This is a genomic window from Bacteroidota bacterium (assembly GCA_013360915.1).
Lineage (GTDB): Bacteria > Bacteroidota > JABWAT01 > JABWAT01 > JABWAT01 > JABWAT01.
The window spans coordinates 1-15633 of the sequence record JABWAT010000008.1; the positions used below are offsets into that span (position 1 = coordinate 1).

The following is a 15633-nucleotide window of genomic DNA, read 5'->3' on the forward strand; positions in this document are numbered from 1 at the left end:
ACCGGCAGACTGGGCAAAGTAGGCGTTGGCCGAATTTCCCACGTAGATGGATTCCGTCGGCTTCTGGAAAACTGGTTTCCGGTAAGCGCTTTCGGAGATACCTTTATCTGCAATTGCAACAGCCTTCGTCCCGTCGTTACCGGCAAGGGCGGCAACAGAAACGAGAAGAGCTGTTCCGAGCAGTAAAGTTTTTTTCATAAACTTCCTCCTAAAGTTATGAGATGGTTGTGATGGTATAGCAGCAACATCTGCTATGAAAGTAATTATAGCGGTTCCACTGAATAAAATCAATACATATTTAGCTTTTTTGTCGGGTTACTTTTTTGTGCACCCTGTCAGATTGTGTCACTTTTACCTTAAAATGACGGTCAGATTGTGACGGAGGTCATCTTTCATTAATAGAACGGACGCTCCTTTACAGAACAGTCCGTCCACAGTCAGGTCCGCTTTTTCGCCTCTAAAAGGAATGGTGGTACAAGTTCATCCAGATACCTGACAGGTAAAAAAAAAGGGCTGCCGGTTGGCAGCCCTTTTCATAATTAATCGTATTCAGGGGTCAGAACTGAAGACTGAGACCGTAGACTGTGATACCATCAAACAGTTCCATCTGTGAGTGAGAAACATCGAACTTCAGGTTATACCCAAAGATCGGATAGGCGATTCCGACTCCGAATGCAAGTCCTTCCTGGGACTCACCACGGAACAGATTCTTCATACCCACACGCAGAAAGACGTTGTCATTGAAACCATATTCGGTACCAATGTTGACGGACTCATTGTGGTTACTCGGGCGTTGAGCATCCGCCGCAATAATCAGGCTGTTCATGTCATCCCGGTACACATCCATGGCGAGTCCGACCCTGAAAAAGATCGGCAATGGCCAGTATTCGGTTTTCAGAGCGGTGGAAATCTTTCCATTGTTTCCTGAGGATGATGGATCATCATCGTAAGATTTGAAAAGATCCTTGCCTTCATAGCGCATGTCCTGGCCGAAGTTTGATACCGACATTCCGAGTTTCAGACCATTCCACTGGAAATTGTAGAGAAGTCCGAGATCCAGAGCAAAGGCACTGGCCGTTTCGTGCCAGATCTGGCTGCGAATGTACTTGGCTGTACCACCCAGTGTGAACTGCTCGGTAAGTGCATGAGAGTAAGTCACCCCGACGAACAGATCAGAGGCATCCCACCGTTCACCGGTTCCATCCTCATCCAGTTCAGTCACCACTTCTTCCTCGCCATAGCTGAGACGGCCAAACTGCAGACCGATCACGCTGGCATCGGTTACCGCAATGGTGGCACCCAGCCAGTCATACTTTGAACCGACCAGCCAGTTTGTTTTTGTGAAATAAACCTCATTTCTGGGCTTGGAACCGGCAGCTCCCGGATTCCAGTACAGCGATGAAGCACCGGTTTTGGAAGCCACAACGGCACTTCCCATCCCGATGGCATCCGGACCGATACCGATACCCAGGAAGGTGGCGGTGCTGGTCCCGACTTTTGACTGGCCCATGGCCACCGAGGTGACCAGTATCAGGGCAAGTCCAATGAAAGAGAAACGTGTTTTCATAGTTTAATCAACCTTCCTGGTTATTTAATGACCCCGATTTTGCCTTCTTTTTTGCCGTATTTAGATTCTACCACGTAGAAGTAAATACCGGCTGCCACATCCAGGTTCTCCTTCGTACGGAGATCCCAGTACACCGACCCGTTGAAGATGGATCCGTCAGCATACAGTGTACGGACCAAATCACCGGCCGTGGTGAAAATGTAGATTTTGGCATCATTCGGAACATGACGAAACTCGATCCGGCGTTCACCCCGACCGCTTGTTACGTTGGGCGGCAGCGGATTTTCAATGCTCGACATGGCCACATACGGATTCGGAACCACCTTGATCTTCATCATTTCCTGTTTGACCACTGATTCGGCATCCAGTTTGGGCGCCTTGGTTGTAAACTCGAACACGTTTGCTGAATACAACGGTTTCGAGAAGGTGATCTTCAGTTTCATGGCAGAACTTGTGATGGTGGTGTTGTAAGAACCTGTCATCAGAAAGGATGCCACCAACAGGTGCAGAGAATCATTGAGGGTATAATAGTTGTTGGGCGAATTGTAACCACGTTTTTGTGGCAGCAAATCAAGCAGAACAACCTGATCCCCTCTCGAAAGGGCACCAGTTGTATTTCCTGAACGAGGGAGATACAGGAATGGTGCATCCTGACCAGTGATGGTATTGACCACTTTGAATTTTGTAGGTCTCGATGGAACGTTGGTCGTTACCAGACGGCCTGCGGTGCTGTTACTGATATCCGTATCACTGAAGGAAATTTCGTAGGTATTCGGCAGGAATGTGTAATACACAAAATTGGCACCTGCTTTTACCACATCCTTCGAGAATGACAATTTCAGCGAAGTGGTATCACCAAAGAATCCGGTTTCAGAACCAATGCGCACTGAATCTATCGGAACGTTTTTGATTGAGTCATACCTGCGCCAGTCATTTTTAAACGCAAGTGTTACACCATCGAAGGTGACATCATCTGCATTAGACCGGAAGTTGGTTTCATCAAAGGCCGGATTATTGGCCATATAGGGGCTTTCGTAAACAGGGAAGGCTTTGTAAGTGAAATTATAAACCTTGTCGGCTACGAATGGGAAGTCTACCCCTTTTATGGCAATGATCCGACCTGTCCTTGGATCAGCCCGGAAGGTATTGCGTGGGAGTATTACACCTGAAGGATCCTTCACAACCAGAGTAGTGGTATCCAGTCGCTGACCGGTGCGAGAAAGGGCAATCAGTCCCGAACCGTCATACTGAATCGATTCAGATTCTTCCGTTTCTTTTCTTACAGTATAAGAAGTGGTAAGGGGAATCAATTCAGATGGATCATTGGAATCGATTAAAGTATCGGCATCGTTAGACACTCCATCATTTGAAATGTCTTTAAAAGTGATTTGATAGGTTGCATTATCAATCAGCCGACTATCATCGACCACTTTAACCGTTACAGTTGAATTGGTGGGACGTCCAATATTGGTAACCGGAAAGGTTGATTCAGAATCAAAACCAGCGACCCGATGGTTTGGTACTGCAACAACAGTGTTGATATCCGTGATATATTCCCCGCTTGAGAGTTGGCGGATAAATTTGGTGTTTTCCGACGGATAAATCCCTGCAGTGTCAACACCGCGGTCATAGGCCACGACTGCATAGAAATAAGTTTCACCATTGACCACACTTTCATCCACGAAGGAGTGAGCTAAACCAACTTCATCATCCCCCAAATAGTAAGAATAACCAGATGCACTCTGGAAATCATCATTGGACGGAATAAAGTAGCCAGAAACACCATTTTTTGGGATATCAAACTGTGCGAGCGGCTGATAGCCAACTGCCTCGCCGCTTGCATCGGTTATAGTGCGGATATCTTCAAAGTTAGGATCTAGGGAACGGTAGACCCGATACCCTTCAAAATCCCTTATTCTCAATACCGGGTCAATCGTAGCCTCGGATTCACGTCCCCAATGAAGGGTAACCTTTTTATCACCAACCACTGCTTTTACAAGGGGTCTCCGGGGAGCTGTAGGAAATTGGTAGTTGGCGTCATAGATGATCTGGACGACCTTCCTGTTTTTATAAAAATCTTTCAGATCGCTTCCATACAAAAGTGCAAAAGAGAACCGTTCGGTTTGTTTGGATAGAAGCGGAAATACGCCAGACCCAAAGGTAAAGTCACCATCTTCACCCCGAATGGCTTTTCCGTTCACAAATATTTCTGGAACGGAGAAAAATCCGGGACGCAGGCGATTCCACAAGGTTTCGTCATTCTTCAAGTCAATGTCGTTGGCAGGGGAAAAATATTCAAAGGAGGTCAGTCCAATCTGATCGGACTCACTCACATCCAACGCATCAAAATTGGGTTCTCCTGGTGTTGGAATTCCGTCATTCTGACCGTTATCAATATTTTCAGCATCACCATCAGCTCCAACATCATCCCAAAGAGAAGACCAATCCCGATCGTTGTCTATTCCGTCATCCCGACGTTCATCGATCAGCAGATCTGCGCCACCGGCACCGGTTTTATAATTGACATAGGCTGTTGGTACAATTTCATCGAACAGCACGTTGTCATTCTGATCCTTTTTAAACTGACGATAATGAACAAAATAGTTCTCATCAATGAGACCATCGAAATCGTTATCCACCCCGTCAAAGGCATTTTCTGCAATCACTTCGGTCACATAGGTTCCAACACCACCCGGGCGAGGAACGGTCTTCTTAACCAGATGACCTTCTGAAAGGCGTGTGATACCGGGAACAATATTCACCGGGGTTTTCATACCAAGGGTGGTGAGAGAAAACGGGGTGGAAGGTACTGTGACCTGAGTCCGTTTAAATACCGGGATTTTTTTATTGTAGGCAGCTACAAACACCGAGTCGCGGCTGATGGTGATCAGCACATCACCGCTTTGAATAATTTTGGTTGTGTCAAAATCGGATGGAGTAAACTGCGGTGATGCTTTGCTGGCATCGCGGTCATTATCAATTCCGTCGAAGGGGTTGCCCGGTGATTCGAGAAAGGCGTAGCCAACATAGCCGACTTTACGACCCACCCAATTCGGATTACGTCTGTTATCATTCGGGTAGTCCCAGGAATAAACCAGGTTGTTTTTTACATCGAAAAAAGAGGCATCGTCATCATATTCACGAGGTGCATCATCGGTTCCGGTTACTCCCACATAGGTACCGCAGATCAGACCGAAAATGGCCTTTTCATAGTCCATGGTGGAAGTGTTGTTAATTTCGTATAACCAGAAGATGCAATCCTGAGCCAGGAATTGAGCCCATTGCAAACCACGAACCTTCACATCCAGTCCCATTCCCTTGCGGGCAGGTTCTGCAGAATTGGGAACGTGATTGAAGGGAGCCCGATTAAATTCATCATCAGAATGATCATCCATGACAAAATAAGATTCCTGATCAGCACCAGCAAAAGGCCCGAAATAGCCATTCCATTTGCGGTTGTAGGAAGCATCACGATCGGGCCAGGTTGCCGGCCAGGTGCTTGGATTGATGCTGGTTGCAATGGCTCCCTGATCACGGTTAGCATAGCCAGGCTTGGGTTGGAAGGTCCAGGGCAATCCCTCAGGGCTTTGTTCCTGTGCCTTTGCAGGGCGTGCAACGTTTGAAATGACCACAGAGTGATAGATACTGTCCTTATTAGAGGCAATCAGACTGTTGATCAGCGGATCATTGGGTGTGACGTTCTTCATTCTGGCTTCGACACCAATCATGAGGGAGATATCACCAATGTATCCGTTGTTATCATAAATCCAGGCGCCCCGAGGTCCGCCGGAAGAAGGCTGACCAATGACACCGGCATTACTGAAAACGGTTTTCACCAGATTACCTGAGTGAACTCCGGTTTTCTGGTTGGTTGCATTTCCATATCCGCTTGTCTGAGCCATCCCGGTAAAGGGAATCACCAGACCTGCAACCAGGAAAAGTGAAAGTTGAATTAATTTCTTCATGTAGAAACTCCGGAGATGTTAGAAATTATAAGTCACGCCAAATTCGATCAGGCGGGGTGCTGAGTAATTCTGAGGATTGGTGAACCATTCATCCAATGTATTCACACCCTTCAGATCTGGATTCAACCGTTCTGCATTCAGCTGATCTACAGTAAAGCCTGAGCGACCGGAGTCATCAAAGACACCATATTCATTCAGGGTATCGAACAGGTTATAGACCCGTGCAAATATGGTCATGCTTCCGTACCCTTCAGGCATTCCCAAATTATAATACCCACGTACATCCACGTTGACGTTGGAGGGCTTGATTTCACTGTTGGTCAGAATGGTTGCAGCATCCTGGCTGGTGCGCGGGGTATAGGGTTGACCGCTGCCAAAAGTCATGATGGTGGAAACACCCCAGTCTTTCTGGCTGTAATTCACGGTAGCATTGACAGTATGGGTCTGGTCCCAATCAAGGGCAACCAGTTTCACTTCTGGCTCAAGACCACCGGCAATGGCATTCCGGGCGGCATCGGGGTTGGAAGCCGTTCCTTTGGCAATCTGGTAGGTATAATCAAGGGTCACTCCCAGTCCATCGGTCATCCGTTGGTTGAGGGTCAGGATGAAACCGCGGATGAAAGCGAAGTCAGAGTTGACCAGCTGAGAATACTGACGGGTACCGCCAAACATGATGATTTCATCGGCACGGGTACCAGAAAGATCACGATAGTCGCGGAAATAGACCGTGGCATCGAGGGCCATGTCTGAAGTCAGTTGCTGGTTCAGACCCACTTCCATCGACACGTTACGTTCCGGTTTCAGGTCGGAGTTTCCAGCCACACCCTGGTTTCCGCTGCCAAGTCCGAATTTGTAATTGGCATTGCGGTATAAAAGGTCAAAATTCGGGAACTGGTAGAAATGACCGTAGGAGAAATAAATCTTACCCTGATCGGTAATCGGGAAGGCGGCACCGATCCGTGGACTGATCTGATATTTGGCTTCAGTATCCTTCCACCAGTATTTCTCACGGGCTTCCACTGATTTTTTATTTCCATCACTGAACTCGCTGTCGTCAATCTTTCCATCCGAATTCAGATCATTATAGATATTGATGGGTTTCAGCGGGTTGTAAATACTTGGATCGGTCGGATCATTCAGAACCTTTCCTGCTGCATCGAACCAGTCGAACCGGATTCCGATATTCAGGATAAAATTATCAAGCTCCACTTTGTCCTGAATGTAGGCCGAAAATTCCTGCGGGGAGCGCTCATACAAATCGGTATTGAATGTGTTATTGCCATCATACCGGGTTTGAATGTAAGGGCTGTTCCCCACGGTAGGTGCAAAATTTTCCTGCGAAGAAACAGGCAGAACCGTCCGTGATAGGAAATCGATCATGTGGTACTTATACTCGAAACCAGCTTTGATCTGGTGCTCATTGTTCACCTGACTCCACAAATCAGATTTGAAGGAGAAGCTGCGGCTTTCACGCTGGAACTGGCCCATATCGACACCACCCACCGAGAAAGTGAAAGGGGCAACCTGATTATTCAGTGAAGGATGAACGTATTTTGAGCTGAGGCCATCATACACATAATTTTCAAAAAACTTGTTGAATCCGCTCACAGACACTGTATAGAAAGTGCTGGCAGTGAGTGTATGGGTCAATGTGGAAATCATGGTATGAGAAGTCTGGTAATTGGTCCGGATGGCATCGGGATTATAAACATAGAAGCGGTTATAATCTTTCCATTGCCGATCCTCATACATGTAGTTAACCGAGGTTTTGATACTGGTTGAAACGGGCCAGGTCAGTTTCATTTGCCCGGAAATCCGGCTGGAGTTATTCATGGCAACATATTTGTTGTCACCAAGAGACTGAAAACCTGCATCCCGTCCAAGGGAGTCCTGTGCCAAGAAATTGTCGGGATTGAATTTCCGTTTTCCATACAGATGGCCGCCGAAATTGACAAACCGTCCAACCGCAAAGAAATAGAGGTTGTTGTTGGTGTAAGGAACCGGGCCGCTGAACGTTCCCTCATAATTCTGAATATTGAAGGGATTGAAATAATCTTCTTTCGGGAAGATGTCATCATTACCGGTGATGTAGTCACCATAATAAACCGTAGCCGATCCCTCATATTTATTAGTACCATCCTTGGTAGCCACGTTGATCACCGCAGACATGGCCTGTCCGTACTCAGCGTTAAATGCACCAGAGATCACCTGAAGCTCACTGACGATGTTTTTGTTCACATCAACGACTGCGGATCCGTCAAATTTATCGGTTACGGGTACCCCATCAATCATATAGGCCACTTCACCGGTACGACCGCCGCGGAAGTGTCCGTTGACGTTACCAGCCTGAAGCGACACGACCTGAGCCAACTCGGTTACCGGAAGGGCCGAAATCTGATCTCCCGACACGATGGCGGTGGATGCAGTTAAGTCCTTCTGAACCAGCGGGCGTTCGGCAGTGATGAGAATTTCCCCCTCCAGTGCCAGAACCTCGGCACTGAGCTGCACATCAATTCGGGCGGTGAGTCCGATGGAGACCCGCACGTTGCTGATGGTCTTGCTGGAGTATCCCACGTAGGAAACCCGGAGGGTATAGACACCCGGGGGAACGTTAAGGATATTGTAATTCCCCTCAAAGTCGGTGGCAGCACCGAGGCTGGTTCCGACAACGAGTACGCTGGCTCCGATGAGTTCCTCGCCGGATTGCTGGTCAGTAATCTTTCCAGCAATTTTTCCGGTCTGAGCAAACACCGGGGATGAAATGGCTGCTATTAAAGCAGCCAGGATGAATTGTCCCAATCGCTTGGTAATCATTGGACACTTACTCCACGGTTAATTAAACAGTTAGGCATGAACAGATTGTTTTTCCATTCCGCACGTTTCCCTGACCACCAGGGTTGGTGAGAAGGTTGTGTGGGAAGGTGGAAAGTCGTTATTCTGGATACGATGGAAAATTTTCTCGACGGCCAATACCCCCATCTGATACATGGGCTGACGCATGGTGGTGAGTCCGAGGTGTTTGGCCAGTTCAATGTCATCATATCCGATGATGGCGATGTCTTCCGGAGCAGACAGCTTCCGGTCACGAAGGGCATTCAGGGCTCCGATGGCCTGAATATCCGAAGAAATAAATACGGCATCCGGCAGATCCTCGCGGTTCCGGTCAATCAGTTCCATCATGGACTGATAGCCCGCTTCGCGGTTGAATCCGTCATTTTTAAGATTCTTACTGACTTTAAAGTAGCGGTCATTGAAGGTCAGGCGGGCTTCATCTAGGGCCTTGCGGTATCCGTTGTACCGCATCCGGGCCGGTTCGGATTCCATCGAGGCATTCAGCATGCCGATTTTGCGATACCCGGCCTTGATCAGATGTTTGGTGGCCACATAGGCACCGTCTTCATTCTGAACGGTGATCGAATCGAATTCGGGATGGTAGGTATCCACCAAAACGGTCGGCATGTTCAGTTCGCGGAGTTTTTCCTCAAATCCCGGGGCCATTTTCATGGAGTGGTACAGAATCCCATCCACTTTCCCTTTTTGCATGGCCCGGCGCAGGTATTCATCTACCTGACTGATCTGATTAACACCATACAACATTATATCATATCCCAGCTCGGCCATTTTGTCCTGAACGCCCTGCAGCATTTCCACCTGGAAATAATTGGTGAAGAACGGCATGATGATGGCGATGGTGTTGGTGCGGCGTTTGGCCAGCCCCTGAGCATAGACGTGTGGCTGGTAATTGAGCTTGCGGGAGATTTCGAGGATTCGGTTTTTGGTTTTAGCGGCGATTTTCGGATGGTTGTTCAGTGCACGTGATACCGTGCCAATCCCAACATTGGCTTCACGTGCGATGTCATAAATTGTCACTCCCATACCGTCTACACCCCAAAAATGGAACTTTTCTTGGAAAGGCTTCCACAATATTGTGAAAATTTTTACGGAGTGTCAACCCGTTCCAGCTGAAAAAGGTCAGGAAAAAGTCAATTAAATCATCTTTTAATCCGGCCAAATTTGTGACATGAGAAGGTTTTGAGCCTGATTTGCACGCTTTTTGTCAATGAAAATGACCATACCTGACCATTTATTAACATCAGGTATCCGGTCGTCACACTTGTCACTGGAACAAGACCATCAACCGCTTCCACTGTATTTATCAAACTGATAATTCTTTATCACCTAAGATAATAAAGCGTAAAAACCGATTAACCTGCAAGAAGAAGGATGGCAACAAGTTTGTGTCGGTCAGGAACGGAACCAGAGCAACCGGACAATGATGCGGAATATCATCAGAACGGCGGCTGCACCAAGCATGGCTGCCGAGAGGCTTTCCGGGAGAAAGGTGACAAACTTGCCAGCCCCGAGAATGCCCAGCACGGCAAGAAGCACAATAAACAGGTATGCCTGCCAGCCCAGCATGAAGAGGATGAACGGATTTTCGCGGATATTCATTGAATAAAGGCCCTTTCTATTATTCCACCACCCAGGAGATCGTCTCCTGAATAAAACACCACGGATTGACCGGGGGTTACTGCACGCTTTGGCTGATCGAACCGGATTTCCGCCCCTCCCCCGGGTAATGGAGTCAGAGTGGCCGGTTCCTGTGAATCCTTGTACCGGATTTTAGCCTCGACCCGGATTCCCCCATCGGGTATCTGATCCCAGGCAATGGTATTGATCTGACCGGCAATGAGCCGGCTGCATAGCAGAGACTGATCCTCCCCCACCACCACGGTATTGGTGTCGGGTTCGATACGGGTTACATAAACCGGTTTTCCAACAGCGATGTTTAATCCCCGCCGCTGACCTATGGTATAAAACGGGTACCCGTCATGATGACCCACCACGTCTCCGCCTTCCGTTTTAACCGGTCCGCCGGAAAGCCGGTCTCCGAGTCCGGGGACTTTCTCACGCAGAAAACGTCCATAGTCGTTGTCTGGAATGAAGCAGATTTCATAGGATTCTGATTTATCGGCCGTTTTAAGACCGAACTCACGGGCCAGCTGACGGACCTCAGGTTTGGTCAGACCGGAAAGCGGCAACAAGGTCTTCGACAGGGCTTCCTGAGAAATTCCCCACAACACATAGGTCTGGTCCTTGTTCGAATCGCGGCCGCGGGACAGCATCCAACGGTTTCGGTCGTCGTCATGACGGATCCGGGCGTAATGTCCGGTTGCAATGTAATCAGCGCCGAGAGCCATGGCCTTTCTGAGCATGGAATTCCATTTCACCTTTGTGTTGCAGAGAACGCAGGGGTTGGGTGTCCGGCCGGCCATGTACTCACCAACAAAGTTATCAATCACCTCGTCGCCGAAATCACCACGGAAATCCACTATATAATGAGGAAAGCCATGATGGACTGCAATGCTGCGGGCGTCGTTTATGGACTCCAGGGAACAGCACCCGGTTTCCTTGCCGGTGTTTCCTCCCGACAGCTGATAATCCCAGGTTTTCATGGTCATCCCAATCACCTGATACCCCTGTTCCTTAAGCAGGACCGCCGCCACGCTGCTGTCGACCCCGCCGCTCATTCCCACGACCACTGTACCGAGTTTACTCATTGATTTCCAGAATTTTTGCAAAGATACGCCAGCGTGATAACCGAAACCCTTTCTGTTAAATTCCCCTTTCCTGCGAACCCGGATGCCAGGAAGAGAACCAACGGGCCATTCTGAGTTGTTAACTGTCAATAATTTCAGTAGATTTGAATCAGTCAGGAACAGTATTCAACATGCTTTTTAAACGCCCCCCGGTTCGCCGGTTCGATTTGCCGCTGCGGTATTATGATCCGTCCAAAGATGACTCTCAGAAGGAGCACCGGATCCGCTTTACCAGCCTCCGGGATGGAGGAAGACCACCCGGTCTTATCCGCAACCTGGTCCTGTTCATAGCAGCCGTCTGGATGTTCCTTTACCTGCTCGGGCGCAGTTAATTATGGCTGTTAACCGGATCCGGATCCTGCCGGATGCCATCGCCAATCAGATTGCGGCGGGTGAAGTCGTTCAGCGTCCCGAATCGGTCGTGAAGGAACTGATTGAAAATGCCATTGATGCCGAATCCACTTCGATCACCGTTGTCATAGAAGAATCGGGGAAAACCCGCATTCAGGTGGTAGATAACGGGGCGGGCATGTCCTCCGACGATGCACGACTGGCCTTTGAACGCCATGCCACCAGCAAGATCATCACGGCCGACGATCTGCAGGCCATACGGACCCTCGGTTTCCGGGGTGAGGCCCTTGCCTCGATTGCCTCGGTCTCACAAGCTGAACTGAAAACCCGGCAGGCTGGTTCAAAAACCGGTACTGTGGTCCGGATGAGCGGCGGACTCATTCAGGCCTTTGAACCGGAGGCCTGTGCACCCGGCACTTCCATTACGGTCAAGAATCTGTTTTTCAACACACCGGGCCGCAGGAACTTCCTAAAATCGGACCAGGTGGAATTCCGGCATATACTGGATACCGTTCAGAAATACGCACTTTTTTATCATCAGATCCACTGGACCCTTATCAGTGATGGAGCCGAAGTCTTTTCGGTGGAACCTGCCGATGCCAATGAGCGGATCGGGCAATTGTTTGGTCGCAAAGTCATGGAAAACCTTATCCGGGTGGAGGAGCAAACCGACCTGGTCTCGGTAACCGGTTTTCTTTCCCATCCGACCATCGCCCGGAAAACAAGGGGCGATCAGTACCTGTTCATCAATGGGCGGTCGATTATCCACAAATCGATCCAGCATGCCGTTTTCAATGCCTACGGACCGGCTCTGGCGGCTGGTACCTTCCCTTTTTATGTTCTGTTTCTGAATCTGGATCCACACCGGGTCGATATCAACGTTCATCCGGCCAAGCAGGAAGTAAAATTTGATGATGAACGATCGGTTTACGCTATTACCATGGCGGTGGTGAGGAAAGCCCTGGGAACCCGTGATCTGACTCCGGTGGAATCAGGCCTGACCCATTTACCTCCCGGGCATGATTTCACAAACCGACCTGCCACGGACAGCATCCGGCCTTCATCACCCATCTCGAATTTTCCCTACCGGGATCCGCTGGAACGGGTGGTCACCCTTCCCTTCCGGACTCCCGTTCCCGACCCATTGCCTGTGACAGACACGGTTCAGAGGCCATTGGATATTCTGAAATCCTTTGCGTCTGAAGTGGACAATTCAGCCATCGGGGACCGGCGGATCTGGCAGGTTCACAACAAGTATATATTCAGTCAGATTGTGACCGGTCTGATGATTATTGATCAGCATGTGGCCCATGAGCGGATCCTGTTTGAACGGGCTCTCAGGATGATGGAAAGCAGTTCGGCGTTTACCCAGCAATTGCTGTTTCCGCATACACTGGACCTGACACCGGCCGATTTTGAACTCATCCGGGCTGTAAAAGATGACCTGATCCGGCTGGGATTTGATTTTAAATTTTACAGCGGACGAACCGTTGTGATTGAAGGCGTTCCGGCCGATGTGAAACCCGGAACCGAGCAGCGTATTCTTCAGGATATTCTGACACAGTACCGGGATTACGAGCAGGAATTTCAATGGAAGGGGCGTCACAACCTGGCGGCTTCTTACGCCTGCCGGTCCTCGATCAAAGCCGGTGATCCGCTCACGCTGGCCGAAATGAATGCCCTGATCGATCAGCTTTTTGCCTGTGAGAACCCGTACACCTGTCCGCACGGGCGTCCGGTGATCATCAAGATGACAATAGATGATCTCGACACCCGGTTCGGACGTAAACATCCCTGGTAACCAGACTTCAGAGCCTGCCATGAAAATAGAAACCCTGACATTTTTCAGAACCCACCTTCTCATCGGCGGAAAACGCGAATTGTTTCCGGTGGTGAATCTTGTCCTGGACCAGGACTATCCCGGATTGGTCACCCTGGATGGATTGTCCGTTCAACTATCCACCGAACGGACCGATTCGGGTGAGGTGCCCATGGTACTGTGCCACGTTGATTTCAGCCCCGGCGGGGGGATCCGGCTCAGAAAAACCAAAACCATCGATTATACCAGCGAAGAAACGGTCCATTTTTTCGAAGACCTGTTTTCGGGCGATCCCTTTCTGTTTGCCTTTTCAACCCCTGCGTTTCTGAATGGAAAAACAAAAGACTTTCAATATATTCCTGCCACCATTGACCAGGAGCAGGGAAAGCTGTTCCGGTGGGATGTTGAGTTGGCCTATACCGACAGCACCAGCCGGAATCTGGACCGGGGAATGATCACCGGCACATTCGAGAAATGGTGGCATTCCACAGGAAAAACACTAAACGACCAGCAGGATCATCAATGACGACCACCATTAAGCTGATTAATTGTGATTTTTACGCACACCACGGGGTGATGCAGGAAGAACACCGGATTGGCGGCCGCTACCAGGTCGATGTGGAGATGACTCTGGATGCCGAGGAAGCAGCGATGACAGATGACATCACTGCTACGGTCGATTATGAATCGGTTTATTCAACCCTTCGGCACCTGATACTGTCGCAGAAAAAGTACCTGATTGAAGCACTCGCCCATCAGATGGCAGTGGAATTACTCGGTCGGTTTCTGAAAATCCATTCGGTTCTGATCAGGGTAAGGAAAATGAATCCACCGGTGGGAGGGGTCTGTGACTACGCCGAGATTGAATACCGGAAAAGCCGCTCATGATCCGGTACTACCTCGGACTTGGTTCTAACCTGGGAGACCGGGAACGATTTCTGAACGAGGCCGCCTCCAAGGTAGCCGCAAACCCTTCCACGATCAGTTACCGGCTGAGTCCCCTGTATGAATCGGCCCCATTCGATGGATCAGGTCAGCCCGATTACCTGAATGCGGTTCTGGAACTGCTGAGTGACCTTGACCCGTGGGAACTGCTCGATTTCTGCCGGCGTCTGGAGGCAGAAGCCGGCAGGCAACGAACCCCCGGTCTGCAATGGGAGCCGCGGACGCTTGACATCGATATTCTTTTTGCCGGCACCGAGGTGGTTGATACCGCCGACCTGACCATTCCGCATCCCGGAGTGTCTCAGAGACCGTTTGTGCTGGTCCCGCTGGCCGATCTGAATGCTTCACTGGTCCATCCCGTAACAGGAGAACGGATCGGTCTTCTTGCCCAATCCATGAAATCCCAACTGATGCCCTATCAACCGATATACACATGATACCACCGGTTAAACATCCGAAAGACCTGCATTTTATTGCCGTTGAAGGAGTTATTGGTGTGGGCAAGACCAGTCTGGCCCATATACTGGCCAACCGGATCAATGCACGGCTGGTTCTTGAATCCTTTGAAGACAACCCGTTTCTCGAAAAATTCTATGAAGATCCCAACCGGTATGCCTTCCAGACACAGGTTCAGTTTCTGATATCGAGAGTTCAGCAACAACAGAAGATCACCGAACTGGATCTTTTTCATGAATATGTCGTCAGTGATTATATTTTCGAAAAAGACCGGATTTTTGCAATGACCACCCTGAAATCGGAGGAACTGGATCTGTATGACCGCATTGCTTCGGTCATGGAGAGTTTTGTGGCCAGCCCCGATCTGGTAATCTATCTGCAATCTTCGGTGGACCGGCTGATGCTGAACATAAAGAAACGGGCAAGAGGCAACGAGCACCGGATTACCCGACCATATCTGGAAAGCCTCTCTGAAGCGTACACACACTTTTTTTTCAGGTATCAGCGATGCCCGGTATTGATTATCAATACCACTGAAATTGATTTTGTGAATGACCAGACACACTTTGAAGAATTGATTGAACAGATTTTACACCGGACCCACAGCGGTCTGGAATATTATTTACCCAGCGGAAAGCAACCATGATGATCCGAGTCGCTATTCTACTCGTCCTGTTTCTGATCATTGTTCTGATTGTTGCCAGCATGATCAGGAAAAATCGTTCCGGAAAAACCAATCAGACCTATAACAGCGGTTTCCGGAAAAAAGACCGGAAACAGGTGGAGGATGCCGATTTTACCGAGGAATAAAGTGTAAGGCTGCCCTTTCCTTACACTTTTCTTACGGGTAACCTTTCAGTTCCCGCAAAGATCTTAAATTGTTATATTATTGATATTCAATGATATAAAGACTTTGGCACGGTTCTTTCA

At 49.1% G+C, this 15633-nt stretch carries 14 protein-coding genes; 7 read left to right on the forward strand and 7 right to left on the reverse strand.

The annotated features are described in order from the left end of the window. The 7 genes from HUU10_09975 to mnmA all read right to left on the reverse strand — a co-directional run. On the reverse strand, positions 1-198 hold a 198-nt coding region (locus HUU10_09975), incomplete at its 3' end, for a hypothetical protein (GenBank protein NUQ81925.1). Positions 199-556: 358 nt separating this feature from the next. Then, positions 557-1567, reverse strand: coding sequence for a PorV/PorQ family protein (locus HUU10_09980; GenBank protein ID NUQ81926.1), 1011 nt, complete (start codon positions 1565-1567; stop codon positions 557-559). Between the two features lie 20 nt (positions 1568-1587). Continuing rightward, the gene (locus tag HUU10_09985) at positions 1588-5532 is read right to left on the reverse strand and encodes a hypothetical protein (protein ID NUQ81927.1); all 3945 of its coding nucleotides are present in this window, start codon (positions 5530-5532) and stop codon (positions 1588-1590) included. Positions 5533-5550: 18 nt separating this feature from the next. After that, positions 5551-8346, reverse strand: coding sequence for a TonB-dependent receptor (locus tag HUU10_09990; GenBank protein NUQ81928.1), 2796 nt, complete (start codon positions 8344-8346; stop codon positions 5551-5553). Between the two features lie 30 nt (positions 8347-8376). Next, entirely contained in the window at positions 8377-9408 is a 1032-nt protein-coding gene (locus HUU10_09995) for a LacI family DNA-binding transcriptional regulator (GenBank protein NUQ81929.1), read from the reverse strand. A 369-nt stretch (positions 9409-9777) separates the two neighbouring features. Then, on the reverse strand, positions 9778-9984 hold the full coding sequence (locus HUU10_10000; GenBank protein NUQ81930.1) for a hypothetical protein: 207 nt from the start codon (positions 9982-9984) through the stop codon (positions 9778-9780). Beyond that, complete coding sequence (gene mnmA, locus HUU10_10005; GenBank protein ID NUQ81931.1) at positions 9981-11093, reverse strand: tRNA 2-thiouridine(34) synthase MnmA; 1113 nt, start codon at positions 11091-11093, stop codon at positions 9981-9983. Before mnmA ends, HUU10_10000 begins: the two co-directional genes overlap by 4 nt. A 170-nt stretch (positions 11094-11263) precedes the next feature. On the opposite strand from mnmA, the gene HUU10_10010 reads away from it, so the two are divergent. The 7 genes from HUU10_10010 to HUU10_10040 are packed head-to-tail and all read left to right on the forward strand — an operon-like array spanning position 11264 to position 15513. After that, a complete protein-coding gene (locus tag HUU10_10010) occupies positions 11264-11464 on the forward strand; it encodes a hypothetical protein (GenBank protein NUQ81932.1) in 201 nt (66 codons plus the stop codon). A 2-nt stretch (positions 11465-11466) separates the two neighbouring features. Then, complete coding sequence (gene mutL / locus HUU10_10015) at positions 11467-13284, forward strand: DNA mismatch repair endonuclease MutL (protein ID NUQ81933.1); 1818 nt, start codon at positions 11467-11469, stop codon at positions 13282-13284. A 19-nt stretch (positions 13285-13303) separates the two neighbouring features. Continuing rightward, a complete protein-coding gene (locus HUU10_10020; protein NUQ81934.1) occupies positions 13304-13828 on the forward strand; it encodes a hypothetical protein in 525 nt (174 codons plus the stop codon). Further along, positions 13825-14190, forward strand: coding sequence for a dihydroneopterin aldolase (gene folB, locus HUU10_10025; protein NUQ81935.1), 366 nt, complete (start codon positions 13825-13827; stop codon positions 14188-14190). Before HUU10_10020 ends, folB begins: the two co-directional genes overlap by 4 nt. Then, positions 14187-14684: a 2-amino-4-hydroxy-6-hydroxymethyldihydropteridine diphosphokinase gene (gene folK, locus HUU10_10030; GenBank protein NUQ81936.1), complete on the forward strand. Its 498-nt coding sequence runs from the start codon at positions 14187-14189 to the stop codon at positions 14682-14684. Before folB ends, folK begins: the two co-directional genes overlap by 4 nt. After that, the gene (locus tag HUU10_10035) at positions 14681-15349 is read left to right on the forward strand and encodes a deoxynucleoside kinase (protein NUQ81937.1); all 669 of its coding nucleotides are present in this window, start codon (positions 14681-14683) and stop codon (positions 15347-15349) included. Before folK ends, HUU10_10035 begins: the two co-directional genes overlap by 4 nt. After that, the gene (locus HUU10_10040) at positions 15346-15513 is read left to right on the forward strand and encodes a hypothetical protein (protein NUQ81938.1); all 168 of its coding nucleotides are present in this window, start codon (positions 15346-15348) and stop codon (positions 15511-15513) included. Before HUU10_10035 ends, HUU10_10040 begins: the two co-directional genes overlap by 4 nt. The last annotated feature ends 120 nt before the right edge of the window (positions 15514-15633 follow it).